Source organism: Methylosinus sp. sav-2 (genome assembly GCF_004366495.1).
In the GTDB taxonomy this organism is placed as follows: Bacteria; Pseudomonadota; Alphaproteobacteria; order Rhizobiales; family Beijerinckiaceae; genus Methylosinus.
Genome location: NZ_SOEJ01000003.1, coordinates 155688 through 173038 on the forward strand (window position 1 = coordinate 155688; position 17351 = coordinate 173038).

Consider the following 17351-nt stretch of genomic DNA (forward strand, 5'->3'; position numbering starts at 1 on the left):
TCTATCGCATGTCTCGCCCGACCGCGCAAAAGGCGAAGCTCAGAACTTCACCGTCAGTCCCGCGTAATAAGAGCGGCCTTGTCCCGGCACGGCGCCGAAGACGCTCGTCTTCTTGTAATTCGTGTAATCGAAGCCGCCGAGCGGCGAATAATAGCGAACGTCGGCGACATTGGTGATGCCGAGATCGATGCGGAACGCGTCCCATTCATAGGCGGTGCGCAGATTGACGAGTCCGTAGGAGGGCGTCTTCAATTCATTGCGCGCCGTGCTCACATGCGTCTTGCTGTCGACCAGCTGCAGCTCGACGGCGCTGCTCCAGCCTCCGAGCTTGTGCTCGAGAGCGAAGCGCGCATTGAGCGGCATGATGTGATAGAGCCCGTCGCCGCGATCGAGATTTTCGCCATAGACATAGCCGATGACGCCCGAGAGCGTGAAGCTGCCGACATCGGGCGCCTCATAGAGCTTGCCGCGGCCGGAGAGATCGAAGCCATAGAGCTCCGCCTTGTGATTGCGGAACTGCAGAATGGGGAACCAGCGCCCATTCTTGTCGGTGAAGCCGCCGATGCGATCCGCGTCGATGAAATTTTCGACATAGCTGAAATAGGGCGTCGCCTTCACCTCCCAATCATGGGCGACGGGATCGCGCCACGCGGCCGTGAAGCTCACCGTATGCGCGACCTCGGGCTTCAGATCGAGATTGCCGACATAGCCATTGGCGTCGCCGAACCAGCCGATCATGCTGCTCGCCATGCCGCCGACGCCGAAGGCGTAGCGCTCGTAGAGATTGGGCGAGCGCGTCTTGCGCGAATAGCCGAGCTCATATGTGCTCGTCTCGTCGGCCTGGTAACGCACGAGCGCGGTCATGTCGAAATTGACGTCGGTGCGCGCATGGCTGCGGGCGTTGAAGAAGCGCGCCGCCGTCGCGTCCGGATTGGCCATGCCCATCATGCCCATGGGAATGGGATTGCGCGGGTCATAGGCCTGCGCATCGCCGGCGTTCGTCCAGACGATATCGTTGCGCACGCCGAGCGATGTCGTCCATTGCGGCGACCATTTCGCCTCCCATTCCGCGAATGTGCCGATGCGGTCGCGCTGGCCGCCATTGATGTTCCAATAGGTTCCCGGACCCATCATCATGCTGCCGACGATCGGCGGCCACCAATCGTTCAGATGATTGCCGTGGAATTCGTTGCCGACGCGCAGAAGATTGGAGGGGTCGAGCGGAATTTCCGCCTTCAGCGAATAGCCGTAATCCGTTCCCGACGTATTCATCGGCATATTGGCGGGCTGCTTGTCGTAGAGAAAGCCCATCTCATGCGCGGTATGCTGCCAAAAGGCGCGCGCCTCGAGCTTTCCCCATTCGAACGCGCCCTTATAGCCGGCGTCGACGGAATAGGCGCGATTGGCGGTCATATCCATGCGCTGATTGACGAAGCCCTGATAGGGAATGTTCTGATAGCCGCCCTTCAGCGTGAAGAGATGTCCGTCGTTCTGATAGGCGAGCGTCGCCGAATGATTTTCGGAGATGAAGCCGGTGGAGAGAACCTTCGGTCCATTGTCGCCCGCGTGATAATCGGAGCCGCGCGTGTAGCCGCCATTATAGAGCAGGCTGAAATGCTCTGTGGCGACATTCGCCGTTCCCGAGACGCCGAAGCTGCTGTTGGAGCTGCGGAAGAAGCCCGAGATCGATCCCGAGGCGAGAACGCCGGGCGCGATGGACGGAACGAGGCCGGGCGTGGAAGCGACGCGCGGATTGGCGAAGATCGGCGGCTTGGGCTCCACCGATATCGTGCCCGCGATCGAATCGCCGCCCTTGCTCACCGGCGTCACGCCGGAGAGCACCTCGATCTTTCCGACATTGTTCGGATCGATATAGGAGAGCGGCGGATTCATATGATTGGCGCAGGCCGAGGTGATCTCGACTCCGCCGAGCAGAATCTTGATGCGATCGTCGGCGAGGCCGCGCAGCGTCGGCAGGCGCGACACGCCGCCCGCCTCATAGAGATCGACGCCCGGCGCCGAATAGAGCAGCTGCGCCGTGTCGCTGGCGTTGGCGCGCTGCGCATCGAGCGCTTCGCCGCTGATCTCTGTTGCGCCGATCGGCGTGAAGGGGCCGTCGGCGCGACGCGCCGCGGCGCGCAGCGCACGCTCGCGCTCCCCTGCCACGTCGATCGGCGGCAACGCAACCGCGCTGGCGTCATTGCGCGTGGTCTCGTTCTGCGCGAGCACGATGGCGACGCTGCGTCCGTCGCGCGTGAGGCGATAGCCTATGCCCGTGCCGGCGAGCAGACGATCGAGCGCGTCTTCCAGCGTGAAGGCGCCGGAGAGTCCGCGTGTCGTGAGATCGCGCGTCAGCCGCGATTTATAGACGAGCTGCGCGCCGGTGGCGTCGGCGAGGCGATTGAGCGCGGCGGCGACGGAGCCGGCCGGAATCTCATAGCTGCGCACTGCGGCGGCGAGTTCCGCCTCCGGCATTGCGACATGCGCGATGGCCGGCTCTTGTCCGAAGACGAGAGCGCTCAGTGCCGTCGCTATCGCCGTCGCGCCCATGTTTCTATTCTCGAGACGAAAAAATCGCCGCTGCATCCGCCCTTCTCCGAGTTCTTATCGGGAACGAAAACGTCCCTCTATGAACTCTGACGAATGGAGCGCGCGAACACGCACGTCCGTGCGACGAAAAAATGCAGGCGCATGATGCGGCGTTCTGTCTCATCCGCGTAACGCCACGAGATAATCGCCGATGTGAATCGCATCGAGTGCGAGCGAAGCCTCGATCGCGCGCAAGGCGCCGATCGGATCGGCGGCGTCGAACACGCCGGTGACGCGCAGCCGGCGCGTGGAGTCGCTCGCCACGATGATGTAGCCGCGGTGATAGCGTGAGAGAATATCGACGACTTCGCCGAGCGGACGATCGACGAAGATGAGCTTGCCGCGTCGCCAGGCGGTGGCGTCCGGCACGGCGACGGGGACGGGCGCGCTGGTCGGCGTCGCCGGGCCGAAGTCGCATTGACGTCCTTCCTCGACGATCGTCTTCTCGCCATGGCTCGCGACGGCGACCTTATGCTCGGCGACCGTCACGCGGGCGCCGTCATTCTCGAGCGCGATATCGAAAGAGGTGCCGAGCGCCGTTACCGATCCGCCCGCCGCCGTGACGACGAAGGGCCGCGCGACGTCCGGCGCGACATCGAAAAACGCCTCGCCTTCGAGCAAAGTGAGCGCGCGCTCGCCGGCGGCGTAATGCACGGCGATGGCCGATCTTCCGCCGAGCTGGATCTTGGAGCCGTCCGAGAGCGTGACCATGCGCGTCTCGCCGGCGGCGGTGCGGAAATCGGCGCTCCAGAGCAGGCGCAGCGAATCGAAGCTCGCCACGGCCGCCAGAGTGGCGGCCAGCGCGGCGGCGTAGGCCATGCGTCGCCGCCGCCGAGCCGCGAGGGCGTCGACGCGGCGCGGCTTCAAAGCCTTCACCTCGCCGCAGAGCGCGCAAATATAGGCGAAGGCCGCGGCGTTGGCCGGATCGGCGATCCAGGCCTCGAAGGCGGCGATCTCGGCGCTCGACATGTCGCCGGCGTCGCGCCGCACCCACCAGGCGACGGCGGAGTCCTGCGAGGCGCTCTCCTGCGGCGCGGGATGTTTGTGGGCGGCCATAGATCGAAACTCGCTCCTCACACATACAGACGAACGACGGCCGGAATCGCGGATGCCTCGCCGGGAATTTTTCTACTGCACCGCGCTTCGGCAGCGCTTTATGGCGATGCGCAAATGCCGGTCCACCATATTGCGGGAAATGCCGAGACGCCGCGCGATCTCGTCCTGCGGGACGTCGTGATGCATGCGCAGGACGAAGACCTCGCGGCATTTGGGCGGCAGCGTCTCGATCGCCGCGGTAAGAATCCGCGCGCGGCGGTCCGCTTCCAGAGTCTCGTCGGCGGAGGGCTCGTCCGAGGGCGCGTCACAGCTCTCCGGATCGGCGACGAAGAGCTTGCTCTCGAGCTTGCGCCGGCGCGAAAAATCCATCGCCAGATTGACGGCGGTGCGGCGCAGATAGGCCGGCGGATCGGATATTTCTTCGGTCATGTCGCGATGCATGACGCGCAGAAACGCCTCCTGCACGATGTCCGGCGCGTGATCGGGACCGACCCGCCGCGTCAGCAGGCGCGTCAGATCGCGTTGCGTGCGCGCGAAGAGCTCGCGCAAAATCGAAAATCTCGTGTTGGGCATCGGCGCCATCCGTCGCAGCGTCGCCCGGGCGCGGGGGCGTCCGGTGCGTCGATCGGCGTATCGAAACGGCGGCCGCGATCGCGGCGCGCCGCGCGATCAGGCGAGGGGAGGGGCGCGGGACGACCAGGAGCTGGCCCAGCCGGCGGGTCCGCGCTGCGGCGGCGCTGTCGAGGCATAGGCGACGAAGGCGAAAGCGACCGGCGCGAGGGTCGGCTCCGCGGACGGTGGCTCGGCGAGGCTCGGCAGATCGCGGCTGGCGACGCAGAGAATGCAGCAGGGCGCATGATCGCGCTCCGCCGGCGGCGCGCCGTCTCTGTGCGGCTCGCAATAGGCGGAGGCCGAGACGCCGCCCGCCAAAGGCGCATCATGCGCTCGGACCAGCGAGGCGGCGACGAGGGCCTGCAGCGCGAAAAGGCAAAGCGCCAGCGCCGAGACGAGCGCGCGCCTCGCCGTGGAGACGTCCGACCAGCGCCGTGACCTCAGCTTCGCCATGCGCGAAACTAGCGCCCGGAAATTTCCGCGGTCAATGCGATCGTCGCGCTCGCGGCGAAAAGTCGGGGCCTGTCACAAAATTGCGACACCCGCGCCGGCGCCTCTTGCAGGTCGCAAAAAGCGCTCCCACATGGAATTCAGCGCGGGCCGTAGCGGACGCGCTTTCATCCCCGGCGCGAGCGGGGACGAACATCCCGATCGCGCTTCCACTGTCGCTTCTAGGAGGACAATGACATGCGTCCCTTCGATCTTTCCCCCCTCTATCGCTCGACCGTCGGCTTCGATCGTCTCTTCTCCCTGCTCGACCAGGGTCCGGGCGCGGAGGCGGCTCCGACCTATCCGCCTTATAATATCGAGCGCACCGGCGAGAACGACTATCGCGTGACCTTGGCCGTGGCCGGCTTTGCGCGTGAGGATTTCTCCATCGAGACGCGCGAGAACACGCTGACCATCAAGGGCGCGAAAGACCCGCAGCCCGAGACCGGCGGCGTCAAGCGCGAGATGCTGCATCAAGGCATCGCCGCGCGCGCCTTCGAGCGCCGCTTCCAGCTCGCCGATCATGTCGTCGTGACTGGGGCGACCCTCGCCAATGGCTTGCTGCATGTCGATCTGGTCCGCCAGATTCCCGAGGCGCAGAAGCCGCGCCGCATCGAGATCGGCGGCGGCGTTCCGGCGCAGACGATCGACGCCAAAGCCGCCTGATCTCAGGCCGCATCCCTCCTCGGCAAAAAAAATCGAGGCGTCCCGCGAGGGACGCCTCTTTTTTCGCTCAGCCGCCGGGCGTCGGCTTGGGCGGCTCGCCCGCGGGCGGCGCCTTGGATTGCTCCGCCGAGACCGGATTGGCGGGAGCCGCAGCGGCGGGCGTCGGCGTGGCGGGCGTCGCTGGAACGATGGTCTGTGGCGCCGGCGCCGCCTGCTGATGGCCGACGGCGGCGGGTTCCGGAGCGGCCGCATGCGGCGGCTCGGGAGCGGCTTGGATCGGCTGGGCAGGGGCGGCGGCAGGAGAAGGAGAAGGAGCGGACGCGGGCGCCGAGGCCGCGCCTTGCGGCGGGGTCGGACCAGAGTGCTGTTGCGCCGGCGCCTTGCGCTCGGCCGGCTTCGCGGCGGCGGGCTTGGGAGCCGTCGGCCTGTCTTGCGGAGCGGCGGCGCGCGCCGGCGGCTTGGTCGCCTCGGAGGGCGGCGAATGGGGCGGGCGCTGCGTCTCGGCGTTCTCCTGCCTGATGGCGGCATGGGCGCGCGCCGGCGTCTCCGCGCGACGAGCGGGAGCGGCCGATTGCGGCGCGGGGCGACGCGGCTCGCCGCCGAGGCCGGGCACGACCAGAGGATCTTCCGCGGCGCTGGCTCGAGGCCCGTCATAGGACTCCGGCCCAGGCCCGCCACGATAGGCGGCGGGCGGCGCTTCGACGAAGCCCGGCCCGCCCTCCGGCCCAATGCGCCAGGAGCGCAAAATCTCGCCCTCATAGGGGTCGATCAGAAAGCGCCGATAATGGCTGCGGCGGTCCACGCCTGTCGCCACCACCTGATCGCCGCGTCGGCCGAGCCCGCCGACGAGGCGAAATCCCTCCTCGCTCAAAATCCCGGCGATCGCTTGCGGCGTAGCGTTGGGCGCGGGCTCCGGAATCGGCTGGTGAAAGGCGTAGCCGAAGGGGCGAAAGAAGAAATCCGCCGCGGCCGGCGTCGGCGCCGCCATCGGCGCGAGGCTCGCGATCGCGAGCAAGAGCTTCGGCCGCAGTCTCGATAGCGTCATGAACCGCTCCACATCCATCTGGTCGTCTGGCCCCGTCTCGATTGCCGAGCTTGGGCGACCATTGCGGCGAGCTTTGGACGCAGCCGGCGCGCGCCGGCGGTGGAATGCGCCAGGAATTCGGTTTTGTAGCGGCAGATTGCTTGTGCGAGGGACGCAAATCTGGCAACAATATTTCCCGCCGATATGTCAGCCATGCTGACCATTCTGCGCCAATGACGCTCGCGCGACCCTGCGAGCGAAGCTATGATTTCGACGACAGAGGACGGGGACGCGGGCGCGGCGATCGGGCCGAGCCGCCTCCGGACTCGCCCGGGAGACGCCGCCATGACCGCGATCGACGCCAGAGACCCCCTCCTGCCGCAGGCTCAGGGCCTCTACGATCCGTCCAAAGAGCATGATTCCTGCGGCGTCGGCTTCGTCGCCAATCTGCACAACGCCAAGAGCCACGAGATCGTCGAGATGGGTCTGCAGATCCTGCTCAATCTCGATCATCGCGGCGCCGTGGGCGCGGACCCCAAGCTCGGCGACGGCTGCGGCATTCTCGTGCAGATCCCGCACCAGTTCTTCGCGGAAGAATGCGCCAAGCTCGGCTTCGCCCTGCCGGAGCCCGGCCATTACGCCATCGGCCAATTCTTCCTCTCGCGCGACGAGGCGGAGCGCGCCAAGGCGAAGGAATTCATCGAAGCCGCCGCCGCGAGCCAGGACCTCGTCGTGCTCGGCTGGCGCGACACGCCGGTCGATTCGAGCGATCTCGGCGAGGCGGTGAAGGCGGTCGAGCCGGTGCATGGGCAGGTCTTCATCGGCCGCGGCCCCTTAGTGACCGACGATGTCGATTTCGAGCGCCGCCTCTATCTCGCGCGCAAGACCGCCTCCAACGAGATTTACGCGCGTGGGCCGGCGGCTCGCGAGCATTATTCGGTTTCAGTGTCCTCGCAGACCATCGTCTACAAGGGCATGGTGCTGGTCTCGCAGCTCGGCGAATATTTCCTCGATCTGAAAGACCCGCGCTTCATCAGCGCCATCGCGCTCGTGCATCAGCGCTTCGCGACGAACACTTTCCCGTCCTGGCGCCTCGCGCACCCTTACCGCTTCGTCGCGCATAATGGCGAGATCAACACGCTGCGCGGCAATCTCAACTGGATGGCCGCGCGGCAGGCTTCCGTCGCCTCGCCGCTATTCGGCAACGACATAGAGAAGCTGTGGCCGATCTCCTATGAGGGCCAGTCGGACACCGCCTGTTTCGACAATGCGCTCGAGTTTCTCGTGCAGGGCGGCTATTCGCTCGCTCATGCGGTGATGATGCTGATCCCCGAGGCTTGGTCCGGCAATCCGCTGATGGATGGCGACCGTAAGGCCTTTTATGAATATCACGCCGCGCTGATGGAGCCCTGGGACGGTCCCGCCGCCATGGCCTTCACGGACGGCCGCCAGATCGGCGCGACGCTGGACCGCAACGGCCTGCGTCCGGCGCGCTATCTCGTGACCGAGGACGGACTCGTCGTCATGGCGTCGGAGATGGGCGTGCTGCCGATCCCCCAAGACAAGATCGTGCAGAAGTGGCGCCTGCAGCCGGGCAAGATGCTGCTCGTCGATCTCGAGCAGGGACGCATCGTCTCCGACGACGAGATCAAGAAGGAGCTCGCCTCCTCGCATCCCTATAAGCAATGGCTCGAGCGCACGCAGATCGTGCTCGAGGATCTGAAGCCCGTCGAGCCGCGCGCCTCACGCGCCGATGTGTCATTGCTCAATCGTCAGCAGGCCTTCGGCTATTCGCAGGAGGAGCTCGATCTGCTGCTCTTCCCCATGGCCGTCACCGGCCAGGAGGCGGTCGGCTCCATGGGCACGGATACGCCGATCTCGGCGCTCTCCGACAAGCCCAAGCTGATCTACACCTATTTCAAGCAGAACTTCGCGCAGGTCACCAATCCGCCGATCGATCCGATCCGCGAGGAATTGGTGATGAGCCTCGTCTCCTTCATCGGCCCGCGCCCGAATATTCTCGATCACGAGGGTTCGGCGAAGCGCAAGCGGCTCGAGGTGCGTCAGCCCATCCTCACCAATGAGGACCTCGAGAAGATCCGCTGTATCGGCCATATCGAAGACAGCTTCGACACCAAGACGCTGGACATCACCTATGACGCCGCGACCGGCGCCGCCGGCCTGCGCGAGGCGCTGAACCGGCTCGGCGAGCGCGCCGAGAAGGCGGTGAACGGAGGCTATAACATCATCATCCTCTCCGACCGCATGGTGGGGCCGGATCGCATTCCGATTCCGGCGCTGCTGGCCACGGCGGCCGTGCATCATCATCTCATTCGTCGCGGCCTGCGCACCTCGGTCGGCCTCGTCGTCGAGACGGGCGAAGCGCGCGAGGTGCATCATTTCGCGCTGCTCGCGGGCTATGGCGCGGAGGCGATCAACCCCTATCTCGCCTTCGAGACGCTCGAGGCTTCGACCGAGGAATTCCCCTCCGACGTCGATGGGCAGACGGCGATCAAGCGTTTCATCAAGGCGGTCGACAAGGGCCTGCTGAAGGTCATGTCCAAAATGGGCATCTCGACCTATCAGTCCTATTGCGGCGGGCAGATTTTCGACGCCGTCGGCCTCGCGCAGAGCTTCATCGACGAATTCTTCCGCGGCACGACAACGCGCGTCGAGGGCGTCGGCCTCGACGAGATCGCGGCCGAGACGGTGCGCCGTCACAAGGACGCTTTCGGCGATGTGGCCATCTATCGCGACGCGCTGGACGTCGGCGGCGATTACGCTTTCCGCATTCGCGGTGAGGCGCATAGCTGGACGCCGCATACGGTGTCGCTGCTGCAGCACGCCGTGCGCGCCAATGCGCAGGACAAATATCGCGCCTTCGCGCAGCATTTGAACGAGCAGGACGACAAGCTGCTCAATCTGCGCGGCCTGTTCCGCGTCAAGACGGCGGAGGAGGATGGTCGCGCTCCCGTGCCGCTCGACGAGGTCGAGCCGGCGATCGAGATCGTCAAGCGCTTCTCCACCGGCGCCATGTCCTTCGGCTCCATCTCGCGCGAGGCGCATACGACTCTCGCCATTGCGATGAACCGCATCGGCGGCAAGTCCAACACGGGCGAGGGCGGCGAGGAGCCGGAGCGCTTCAAGCCGCTGCCCAATGGCGACAGCGCGCGCTCGGCGATCAAGCAGGTGGCCTCTGGGCGTTTCGGCGTGACGGCGGAATATCTCGTCAACTCCGACATGATCCAGATCAAGATGGCGCAGGGCGCGAAGCCCGGCGAAGGCGGACAATTGCCGGGCGACAAGGTCGATGCGGTGATCGCCAAAGTGCGCCATTCGACGCCGGGCGTCGGCCTCATCTCGCCGCCGCCGCATCATGATATTTATTCGATCGAGGATTTGGCGCAGCTGATCTTCGATTTGAAGAATGTGAATCCCCGCGCCGATGTGTCGGTGAAGCTCGTCTCCGAGGTGGGCGTCGGCACGGTCGCCGCCGGCGTCTCCAAGGGCCGCGCCGATCATGTGACCATCTCCGGCTATGACGGCGGCACGGGCGCCTCGCCGCTCACCTCCATCAAGCACGCGGGTAGCCCGTGGGAGATCGGCCTCGCCGAGACGCATCAGACCTTGGTGCTGAACAATCTGCGCGCGCGCATCGCCGTGCAGGTCGACGGCGGCCTGCGCACGGGCCGCGACGTCATCGTCGGCGCGCTGCTCGGCGCGGACGAGTTCGGCTTCGCGACCGCGCCGCTGATCGCGGCAGGCTGCGTGATGATGCGCAAATGCCATCTCAACACTTGCCCCGTGGGCGTCGCGACGCAGGACCCTGTGCTGCGCAAGCGCTTCGTCGGCCAGCCCGAGCATGTCATCAATTTCTTCTTCTTCGTCGCCGAAGAGGTTCGCGAGCTGATGGCGCAAATGGGCTATCGCCGCTTCGACGAGCTGATCGGCCAGATGCAGATGCTCGACAAGGAGAAGGCGCTCGCCCATTGGAAGGCGAAGGGCCTCGATTTCTCCAAGCTATTCCACAAGCCGGCGGGCGAGGGCGCCGCGATCCGTCACAGCCTCACGCAGGATCACGGGCTCGACAAGGTTCTCGACAACAAGCTCATCGAGGCGGCGCGCGCCTCGATCGACCGCGGCGCGAAGACGTCCATCGAGACGGCGATCCGCAATGTCGATCGCTCGACCGGCGCCATGCTGTCGGGTGAGGTCGCACGCGTCTATGGCCTCACCGGCCTGCCGGAGGACACGATCGACATTCGCGCCGCCGGCACGGCGGGGCAGAGCTTCGGCGCCTTTCTCGCGCGCGGCGTGACGCTGCGTCTCGAGGGCGAGGCGAACGACTATGTCGGCAAGGGACTCTCGGGCGGCAAGGTCATCGTCTATCCTTCGCGCGAGGCCAAGCAGATCGTGCCGGAGAAGTCGATCATCGTCGGCAATACCGTGCTCTATGGCGCCGTGGGCGGCGAGGCCTATCTGCGCGGCGTCGCGGGCGAGCGTTTCGCCGTGCGCAACTCCGGCGCCTATGCGGTCGTCGAGGGCGTCGGCGACCATGGCTGCGAATATATGACCGGCGGCGTCGTCGTCGTGCTCGGCCCGACGGGCCGCAATTTCGCGGCCGGCATGTCGGGCGGCGTGGCCTATGTGCTGGATGAGGACGGCGGCTTCGCCGAGCGCTGCAATCTGTCGATGGTCGATCTCGAGCCGGTGCGCGACGAGGAGACCGCGATGACGCAGGCCTATCATCAGAGCGGCGACCTAGAGCAGCATGGCCGCGTCGATGTGATGACCGATATGACGCGCTTCGACGCCGAGCGTCTGAAGCATCTCATCTCCAATCATCTGCGCTACACGGGCTCGACGCGCGCGCGCGCGATCCTCGACGATTGGGAGAGCTATAAGCCGAAGTTCCGCAAGGTGATGCCGGTCGAATATCGCCGCGCGCTCACCGAGCTTCTGGCGCGCAGCCAGAGCGGCGAGAAGCTGAAGGCGGCCGGCGAGTGAGGCGGCCGCCGGCGCGTCACGCCGCCGGCGCTTCGACTCGAATGTGAAGGACTTCCGGCGGCGCGCCGAAGCGCACCGGAAGCGCCGTGCATCCCAATCCGCCGGAGACGACGAGATGCTTGTCGTCCTCCACGATATGTCCGTGGACGTAGCGATTGCCATAGAAGGACGGCACGATCGGCGCCCAGCCGAAGAGGCGCACCTGGCCGCCATGCGTATGTCCGCAGAGCGTCAGCGCGACGCGCTCGGGCACGCGCGGAAAAATGTCGGGCTCATGCGCCAATAGGATCACCGGATCGTCGGTCGTGACCTCGGCGAGCGTCCCCGGCAGATCGTCCAGCCCATTCCATCGGCGCCGACCGGTCGGTATCGCGAATTGGTCGGCCAGACCTGCGAGCCAGAAGGGGCGCGCGCCGCCGGTCAGACGCACGGCCGCATTCTCATAGACCGGAATGCCATTGGCCTCGAGCGCCGCTCGCGCGATCGTCTCGTGGCGGCCGCGATGCTGCGCGGTCTCGTCGTCCCACATGTCGTGATTGCCGAGGATCGCATGGACGCCGAGCGGGGCCGACAGACGGGACAGAGCGCGCGCCCATTGCGGCGCCGGAATCGGCGTCGCGAAACGATGCAATCCGGCGACATAGTCGCCGAGCAGCACGATGACGTCTGGCCGCAGCGCATTCATGCAATCGACGATCGCGTCTATGCGCTCGAGCGACATCCACGGGTCGCAGGCATGTAGATCGGAGAGCGCCGCGATCTCGAGCGCGAAACCCTTCGGCCAGACGCGCGGCGCAATGTGATAGCGGGCGACGCGCGGCTCCATCAGCGGCTCATAGCCGAAGGCGTAGGCCGCTCCCGCGAAAGCGGAAGCCGCCCCCGCTATCGCGCCTCTGAGAAAGGCGCGCCGAGTCAGCATGAGCATGGCGTTTCCCTCACGAGCAGTTGCACGACATTCAAGCCGACGAATGCGTCGGTTTCGAGTCGCGCTGCTCTGGCGCCGATCGGTTCATCGCGTAGGGAAGGGGCCTTCGTCGAGAAAATAGCCATAGACGGGCGCCGAGCGCTGCGGAATAGGATCGACCGCGGTATAGGCGCCGGGCCGATAGGCGCGATCATAGGGATTGCCGGCGTGTGAATAATAGGCCTGCCCAACATAGGGAGCGGCAGCAGTTTCACTGCGATAGCGAATTGGCCGCCGCCATTGCGCCGCCTCTTCCGTGGCCACGCGATAGCGCTGCGGCGCAATTGCCGCGCCTGCGTAACCCTCATGCGGATAATAGGCCGGCTCGGCATAAGGGATGGAAGCTGCTTCGCTGGCGCGATGGCGAATGGGCTGCCGCCCTTGCGTCACATCTTCCGTTGGAACACGATAGCGCGGCGGCGCGACGGCCGCGCGGGCGTAATCCTCGTGCGAATAATCGGCCGGCTCCGCATAGGGGACGGGAGCTGTTTCGCTGGCGCGATAACGGATCGGCTGCCGCCATGACGTCGCTTCTTCCGCCGCGACGCGATAGCGACGGGGCGCGACGGCGGCGCGTGCGTAGCTCGGCTCCTCCTCGCGCCAGTGGCGCGCCGGACGAGCGGCGGGATGGAACGGCTGAAAATTCGCGGTCGCCCGCGGCGCGAAATCATTGGGGCCGAGCCCGCGAATGACGACCGGTCCGCGCGCGCCGGCGTAGGAGGACGCGGGAACGCCCGCGAGCGCGGCCAGCATGGCCGCAGACAGAATCGTCGCACTGATACGCATAATCGACGCCTTTCGTCTCGAAGCGGAGCGCGACAGGATGGAAATATGCGCCGACGTCTCAAATCGGCGCGGCTTCCCGTCGCGCGCCTCATCGGAGCAAGGCGCGTTCCCAATTCATTAACCTTGGCGTGTCAGCCGAGCTTGGCTTTCAGCGCATGGCTCGCGAGCGTCTTGCCGAGCGACCACACCGCCCCCGGAGCGTGATGCGCGTCGGCGATGACCTTGTCGAAGGAGCGCTCGATCCAATCGCAATCGAAATCATCGATGGTGAGCGGCGGCAGCAGCTTGATCGTGTGATTGCCATGGCCGGCGACCTGCGTCAGCACCTTGTGCTGCTCGAACAAAGGTATGCTGATGAGCTGGCAGAACAGGCCGGAGTTGACGGTCTCCAGCAGGTTCCATGCGGCTTTCAGCTTCAGCGAGCGCGGCTCGCCGAACTCGATTCCGATCATCAAGCCTTTGCCGCGCACATCGGCGACGAGCTCGTAGCGCTCGGCCATGACGCGGAAGGCTGCGAGCAGACGCTCGCCCTTGGCGGCGGAATTCTCGACGAGCTTCTCGCTCGCCATGACCTCGAGAGTCGCGAGGCCGGCGGCCATTGCGAGATCGTTCTTGCCGAAGGTGGAGCCATGCACGACCGCGCGATCCATGCGGTCGAACATTTTGTCGAAGATCCATTTGCGCGTCAGCACCGCGCCGACCGGCACATGGCCGCCCGACAGCGCCTTGGCGACGAGCAGGAGATCGGGCTCGACGCCATAATGCTCCACGGCGAAAAATTTTCCCGTGCGGCCGAGGCCGGTCTGAATCTCGTCGGCGACGAGCAAGGTTCCGTATTTGCGGCAGAGCGCCGCAGCCTGCGCGAGATAATCCTGCGCAGGCATGTTCACGCCCTTGCCCTGAATGGGCTCGACGAAGAAGGCCGCGACGTCGCGATGGCGCAGCGCCTCCTCGAGCGCGGCGAGATCGTCGAAGGGAATCTCACGCGTATCGGGGAGCAGCGGGCCGAAGCCCTTCTTGAAAATCTCGTCGCCATTGAGCGACAACGCGCCATAAGTGAGGCCGTGGAAGGAATGCGCGCAATGGAGAACCCCCGCACGGCCCGTCGCCGCGCGCGAAAACTTGATCGCCGCCTCGACCGCCTCCGTGCCGGAATTGGCGAAAAAAACTTTCTCCATATAAGGCGCGAAGCCGAGCAGCCGTTCGGCGAGCAGCGCGGCGGGGACCGACACGTCGAGCTGCACGAGATTGGGAAGCTCGGCGCCGAGCACGCTCATCAACGCCTCACGCAGCGCGGGATGATTGCGGCCGATCGCGAACACGCCCCAGCCGCTCAGCAGGTCGAGATAGCGCGCGCCCTTGCGGTCGTAGAGATATTGGCCGACGCCGCGCACGAATCCGACGTCATAGCCTATGGTCTTCAGCACGCGCACCCACATCTCGTTGAGATGCTGCGAGTGCAATGCGAAACGCTCGTTCTCCCGCTCGGCATAGAGAGAGGCGAGATCGAAATTCGGGGCGCCGTCACGTTGCGCCAATTCACGATCGTCTCGCGGTGTGATGAAGCTCATTCGTTCGAAGTCCGTGCTTTCAAGGGCTGCGTGCGATCTTCTCGCGGGAATTGCGGCTCGTCGGCTGCGCCACCATCGGGCGGCGACGCACTATGTCGCGGCTTCGCGACGGCCGCAACATATGGACGAGCATATTGTTTCGCGCCGCTCTGTCCAGCGCCGCGCGCGCCCTGAGGGGCCGAGCCGCTCGCAAATGCGACCGAAAGCCGCTCTGGCGCCCAATCACGCCGCTTTGATGGCGAAGATCGAAGCCGAAACATGCGCGCGAGGAGCCCCAAAGAGCCGTGATCGCGCATTGGCGACGCTCGTACGGTATTTCGCGTAACCTGCGCCGAGGTCGCGGAACGCCAAGCATTTTCGGGCTTTGTATCCACAGCGAAGGCGCACGAAACAAAAAAGTCGGTTGGAGGAAAGCGTGGCGATGATATCTTAACCACAGTGATTCACGGGCGAGCGTCGCGATTCGAGTCTTCGAAGGCGAGCGGAGCGCATTCGTTCCGAATCGGCAGGGGGAGTTGGTCTGTTGGGCGCAAAAATTTCATTCCAGAATGAGTTGAGCGCGTCGACCATCAATGTCGAAAATGGTGAAGCCGGACTCGATCTCGTCGAAGTGTCCGGAACCATCAAGTGGTTCGACGTTTCGAAGGGATACGGATTTGTCGTTCCCGATGATGGCGGCGCAGATATTCTCTTGCATGTGACCATCCTACGTCGTTCCGGATTCCAGTCCGCCTATGAGGGCGCGCGCGTCGTCTGCGAGGCGCAGAAGCGCGTGAAGGGCATGCAGGTGTTTCGCGTCGTCGGCATGGACGAGTCGACGGCCGTTCATCCTTCGCAGAACGGCGCCGTCCGCACCCATGTCCAAGTGACGCCGTCGAGCGGCTATGAGATCGCCATAGTCAAATGGTTCAACCGGGTGAAAGGCTTCGGCTTCCTGACCCGCGGCGAGGGCACCGACGATATCTTCCTGCACATGGAGACGGTGCGCCGCTATGGACTCGCCGAGCTGAAGCCCGGGGACAGTGTTCTGGTGCGCTATGGCGACGGCCCCAAGGGCCTCATGGCGACCGAAGTGCGGCCGCTCGAATCGGCGCTGCCGGCCTCTCATTAGAGGCCGAGCGACAGGCGCGTTTCCGGGCCGCTTTTTATTTCCCGACCGCAATGGCAGAATGACCGTCGAAGCGCTGGCGTTTCGACGGTGTCTCGATGCGCTGGGCGGCCTGGATGCGGCGAGGGTGAGCATGTCTGGTGTGGTGTCGCGGAGCGTTTTCGGCGTCATAGCCGCGTTTTTCGTCCTTCTCTTTTGCGCGGCCGTTCCCGGCCATGCGAAGGAGCCGGGATCCCCGCCGCCGCCCGCGGTCAAAATGGCCATAGAGCCGATAGAGATCGTCACCGCCTCCGGCGCGCATCGGCTGCGCGTCGAGGTGGCGCGCACGTCCGACCAGCGCGAGAAAGGCCTGATGTTCCGCGCCTCGCTCCCCGCGGACGGCGGCATGCTGTTCGATTTCCACGAGGAGCGGCCGGTCGCAATGTGGATGAAGAACACGCCGCTCTCGCTCGACATGGTCTTCGTCTCGCGCGCCGGAAAGGTCGTCTCCCTGGCGCTCGCCGCGGAGCCCTATTCGGAGCGCGTGATCTCCTCCGGCGGGCCGGCGCTCGCGGTCATCGAGCTGGCCGCCGGCGCGGCGCAGCGCCTGTCGATCGCGGTCGGCGACACGGTCAAACATCCGATTTTCGCGAGGTAGCACGGTCGGCGCGCTCGCTCGCGCTTGTGAGCGACGCGCCCTCGTGCTAGCGAGGCGTTCGGCGGAAATGGGCTCCGCGGCCTATACGCGAGACGGGGTATGGCGCAGCCTGGTAGCGCGGAAGTTTTGGGTACTTCAGGTCGCAGGTTCGAATCCTGCTGCCCCGACCATTGGCGCGGAGCCCCGCCACAGCGCCGATTTTTCGTTTCCGGCCGGCTCGCGAGCCGGCTCTTGCCGAGGCCGATATGACCGCACGCATTCACCGCCCGTCCCCCAGCGCGACGCAATCCGGTCCCGGACCGGCCAAGCCCTGGGTCCTCGAATATGAGAACGAGACCCCGCGCGAGCTCGATCCGCTGATGGGGTGGACCGGCACGTCGGACGCAAAGGCTCAGATCAGGCTGCGCTTCGGCACCAAGGAGGAGGCGATCGCCTATGCCGAGCGCAAGGCGCTCGTCTATCGCGTCGAGGAGCCCAAGCCCGGCGCTCCTTCGCGCCGCATCATATCCTACGCCGATAATTTCAAGACGCAGCGCGTCGGCCAGTGGACGCACTGACGGCCGCAGCCTCCGCCACGGCCCCGTAGCTCAGCCGGATAGAGCAACCGCCTTCTAAGCGGTAGGTCGCTGGTTCGAATCCAGCCGGGGTCGCCAAGGAAGCAGGTATTGTGGTCGACGGCCGCCGGATCATTGGCGGCGGGAAGGGCGCAACGACCACAGCGCCCGAGACGTCGCCGGCCGAACATGCTAATTTGCGAGCGCCGACTCCGTAGCTCAGCTGGATAGAGCAACTGCCTTCGAAGCAGTAGGTCGTAGGTTCGAATCCTACCGGGGTCGCCAGCC

The 17351-nt window shown here is 65.6% G+C and carries 13 protein-coding genes and 3 tRNA genes; 8 read left to right on the forward strand and 8 right to left on the reverse strand.

The annotated features are described in order from the left end of the window. Nucleotides 1-39: 39 nt before the first annotated feature. From EDE12_RS09350 to EDE12_RS09365, 4 genes are all read right to left on the reverse strand, one after another. The gene (locus EDE12_RS09350) at nt 40-2550 is read right to left on the reverse strand and encodes a TonB-dependent receptor (RefSeq protein ID WP_245275758.1); all 2511 of its coding nucleotides are present in this window, start codon (nt 2548-2550) and stop codon (nt 40-42) included. A 159-nt stretch (nt 2551-2709) separates the two neighbouring features. After that, nucleotides 2710-3645, reverse strand: a complete 936-nt coding sequence (locus EDE12_RS09355) for a FecR domain-containing protein (protein WP_026598633.1) — start codon at nt 3643-3645, stop codon at nt 2710-2712. Between the two features lie 72 nt (nt 3646-3717). Beyond that, nucleotides 3718-4218 (reverse strand): RNA polymerase sigma factor, encoded by a 501-nt coding sequence (locus EDE12_RS09360; RefSeq protein WP_024879919.1) that lies wholly within the window; start codon nt 4216-4218, stop codon nt 3718-3720. Between the two features lie 96 nt (nt 4219-4314). Continuing rightward, nucleotides 4315-4710 carry a hypothetical protein gene (locus tag EDE12_RS09365; RefSeq protein ID WP_024879920.1) on the reverse strand — a complete coding sequence of 132 codons (396 nt, stop codon included), beginning with the start codon at nt 4708-4710 and terminating at the stop codon, nt 4315-4317. A gap of 234 nt (nt 4711-4944) precedes the next feature. Between EDE12_RS09365 and EDE12_RS09370 the strand changes: the two genes are divergently transcribed. Next, nucleotides 4945-5412 (forward strand): Hsp20 family protein, encoded by a 468-nt coding sequence (locus EDE12_RS09370; protein ID WP_024879921.1) that lies wholly within the window; start codon nt 4945-4947, stop codon nt 5410-5412. Between the two features lie 67 nt (nt 5413-5479). Here the strand turns inward: EDE12_RS09370 and EDE12_RS21845 are convergent, their stop codons facing one another. Continuing rightward, complete coding sequence (locus EDE12_RS21845) at nt 5480-6457, reverse strand: hypothetical protein (protein WP_157198937.1); 978 nt, start codon at nt 6455-6457, stop codon at nt 5480-5482. A 324-nt stretch (nt 6458-6781) separates the two neighbouring features. Here EDE12_RS21845 and gltB point away from each other — a divergent pair, with 324 nt between their 5' ends. Beyond that, nucleotides 6782-11443 (forward strand): glutamate synthase large subunit, encoded by a 4662-nt coding sequence (gene gltB, locus EDE12_RS09380; protein WP_026598635.1) that lies wholly within the window; start codon nt 6782-6784, stop codon nt 11441-11443. A gap of 16 nt (nt 11444-11459) precedes the next feature. Here the strand turns inward: gltB and EDE12_RS09385 are convergent, their stop codons facing one another. From EDE12_RS09385 to EDE12_RS09395, 3 genes are all read right to left on the reverse strand, one after another. Continuing rightward, nucleotides 11460-12362 carry a metallophosphoesterase gene (locus EDE12_RS09385; protein WP_026598636.1) on the reverse strand — a complete coding sequence of 301 codons (903 nt, stop codon included), beginning with the start codon at nt 12360-12362 and terminating at the stop codon, nt 11460-11462. 90 nt (nt 12363-12452) lie between these two features. After that, nucleotides 12453-13193 (reverse strand): hypothetical protein, encoded by a 741-nt coding sequence (locus EDE12_RS09390; protein WP_134188064.1) that lies wholly within the window; start codon nt 13191-13193, stop codon nt 12453-12455. A gap of 131 nt (nt 13194-13324) precedes the next feature. After that, nucleotides 13325-14764, reverse strand: a complete 1440-nt coding sequence (locus EDE12_RS09395) for an aspartate aminotransferase family protein (RefSeq protein ID WP_024879926.1) — start codon at nt 14762-14764, stop codon at nt 13325-13327. Nucleotides 14765-15317: 553 nt separating this feature from the next. On the opposite strand from EDE12_RS09395, the gene EDE12_RS09400 reads away from it, so the two are divergent. The 6 genes from EDE12_RS09400 to EDE12_RS09425 all read left to right on the forward strand — a co-directional run bounded on the left by EDE12_RS09400 (nt 15318) and on the right by EDE12_RS09425 (nt 17348). Next, nucleotides 15318-15875 carry a cold-shock protein gene (locus EDE12_RS09400; RefSeq protein WP_036287755.1) on the forward strand — a complete coding sequence of 186 codons (558 nt, stop codon included), beginning with the start codon at nt 15318-15320 and terminating at the stop codon, nt 15873-15875. 58 nt (nt 15876-15933) lie between these two features. Beyond that, on the forward strand, nt 15934-16509 hold the full coding sequence (locus EDE12_RS09405; RefSeq protein WP_245275759.1) for a DUF192 domain-containing protein: 576 nt from the start codon (nt 15934-15936) through the stop codon (nt 16507-16509). A gap of 93 nt (nt 16510-16602) precedes the next feature. Further along, a tRNA-Pro gene (locus EDE12_RS09410) sits at nt 16603-16679 on the forward strand. A 75-nt stretch (nt 16680-16754) separates the two neighbouring features. Next, entirely contained in the window at nt 16755-17066 is a 312-nt protein-coding gene (locus tag EDE12_RS09415) for an ETC complex I subunit (RefSeq protein WP_024879930.1), read from the forward strand. Nucleotides 17067-17085: 19 nt separating this feature from the next. Next, nucleotides 17086-17162, forward strand: a tRNA-Arg gene (locus EDE12_RS09420). A 109-nt stretch (nt 17163-17271) separates the two neighbouring features. After that, nucleotides 17272-17348, forward strand: a tRNA-Arg gene (locus EDE12_RS09425). Nucleotides 17349-17351: the final 3 nt, after the last annotated feature.

Bases quoted from the DNA above. Each gene is read 5' to 3' on its own strand.
- EDE12_RS09350 (WP_245275758.1), bottom strand. From the start codon at position 2,550: ATGGGCGCGACGGCGATAGCGACGGCACTGAGCGCTCTCGTCTTCGGA.
- EDE12_RS09355 (WP_026598633.1), bottom strand. From the start codon at position 3,645: ATGGCCGCCCACAAACATCCCGCGCCGCAGGAGAGCGCCTCGCAGGAC.
- EDE12_RS09360 (WP_024879919.1), bottom strand. From the start codon at position 4,218: ATGCCCAACACGAGATTTTCGATTTTGCGCGAGCTCTTCGCGCGCACG.
- EDE12_RS09365 (WP_024879920.1), bottom strand. From the start codon at position 4,710: ATGGCGAAGCTGAGGTCACGGCGCTGGTCGGACGTCTCCACGGCGAGG.
- EDE12_RS09370 (WP_024879921.1), top strand. From the start codon at position 4,945: ATGCGTCCCTTCGATCTTTCCCCCCTCTATCGCTCGACCGTCGGCTTC.
- EDE12_RS21845 (WP_157198937.1), bottom strand. From the start codon at position 6,457: ATGACGCTATCGAGACTGCGGCCGAAGCTCTTGCTCGCGATCGCGAGC.
- gltB (WP_026598635.1), top strand. From the start codon at position 6,782: ATGACCGCGATCGACGCCAGAGACCCCCTCCTGCCGCAGGCTCAGGGC.
- EDE12_RS09385 (WP_026598636.1), bottom strand. From the start codon at position 12,362: ATGCTGACTCGGCGCGCCTTTCTCAGAGGCGCGATAGCGGGGGCGGCT.
- EDE12_RS09390 (WP_134188064.1), bottom strand. From the start codon at position 13,193: ATGCGTATCAGTGCGACGATTCTGTCTGCGGCCATGCTGGCCGCGCTC.
- EDE12_RS09395 (WP_024879926.1), bottom strand. From the start codon at position 14,764: ATGAGCTTCATCACACCGCGAGACGATCGTGAATTGGCGCAACGTGAC.
- EDE12_RS09405 (WP_245275759.1), top strand. From the start codon at position 15,934: ATGACCGTCGAAGCGCTGGCGTTTCGACGGTGTCTCGATGCGCTGGGC.
- EDE12_RS09415 (WP_024879930.1), top strand. From the start codon at position 16,755: ATGACCGCACGCATTCACCGCCCGTCCCCCAGCGCGACGCAATCCGGT.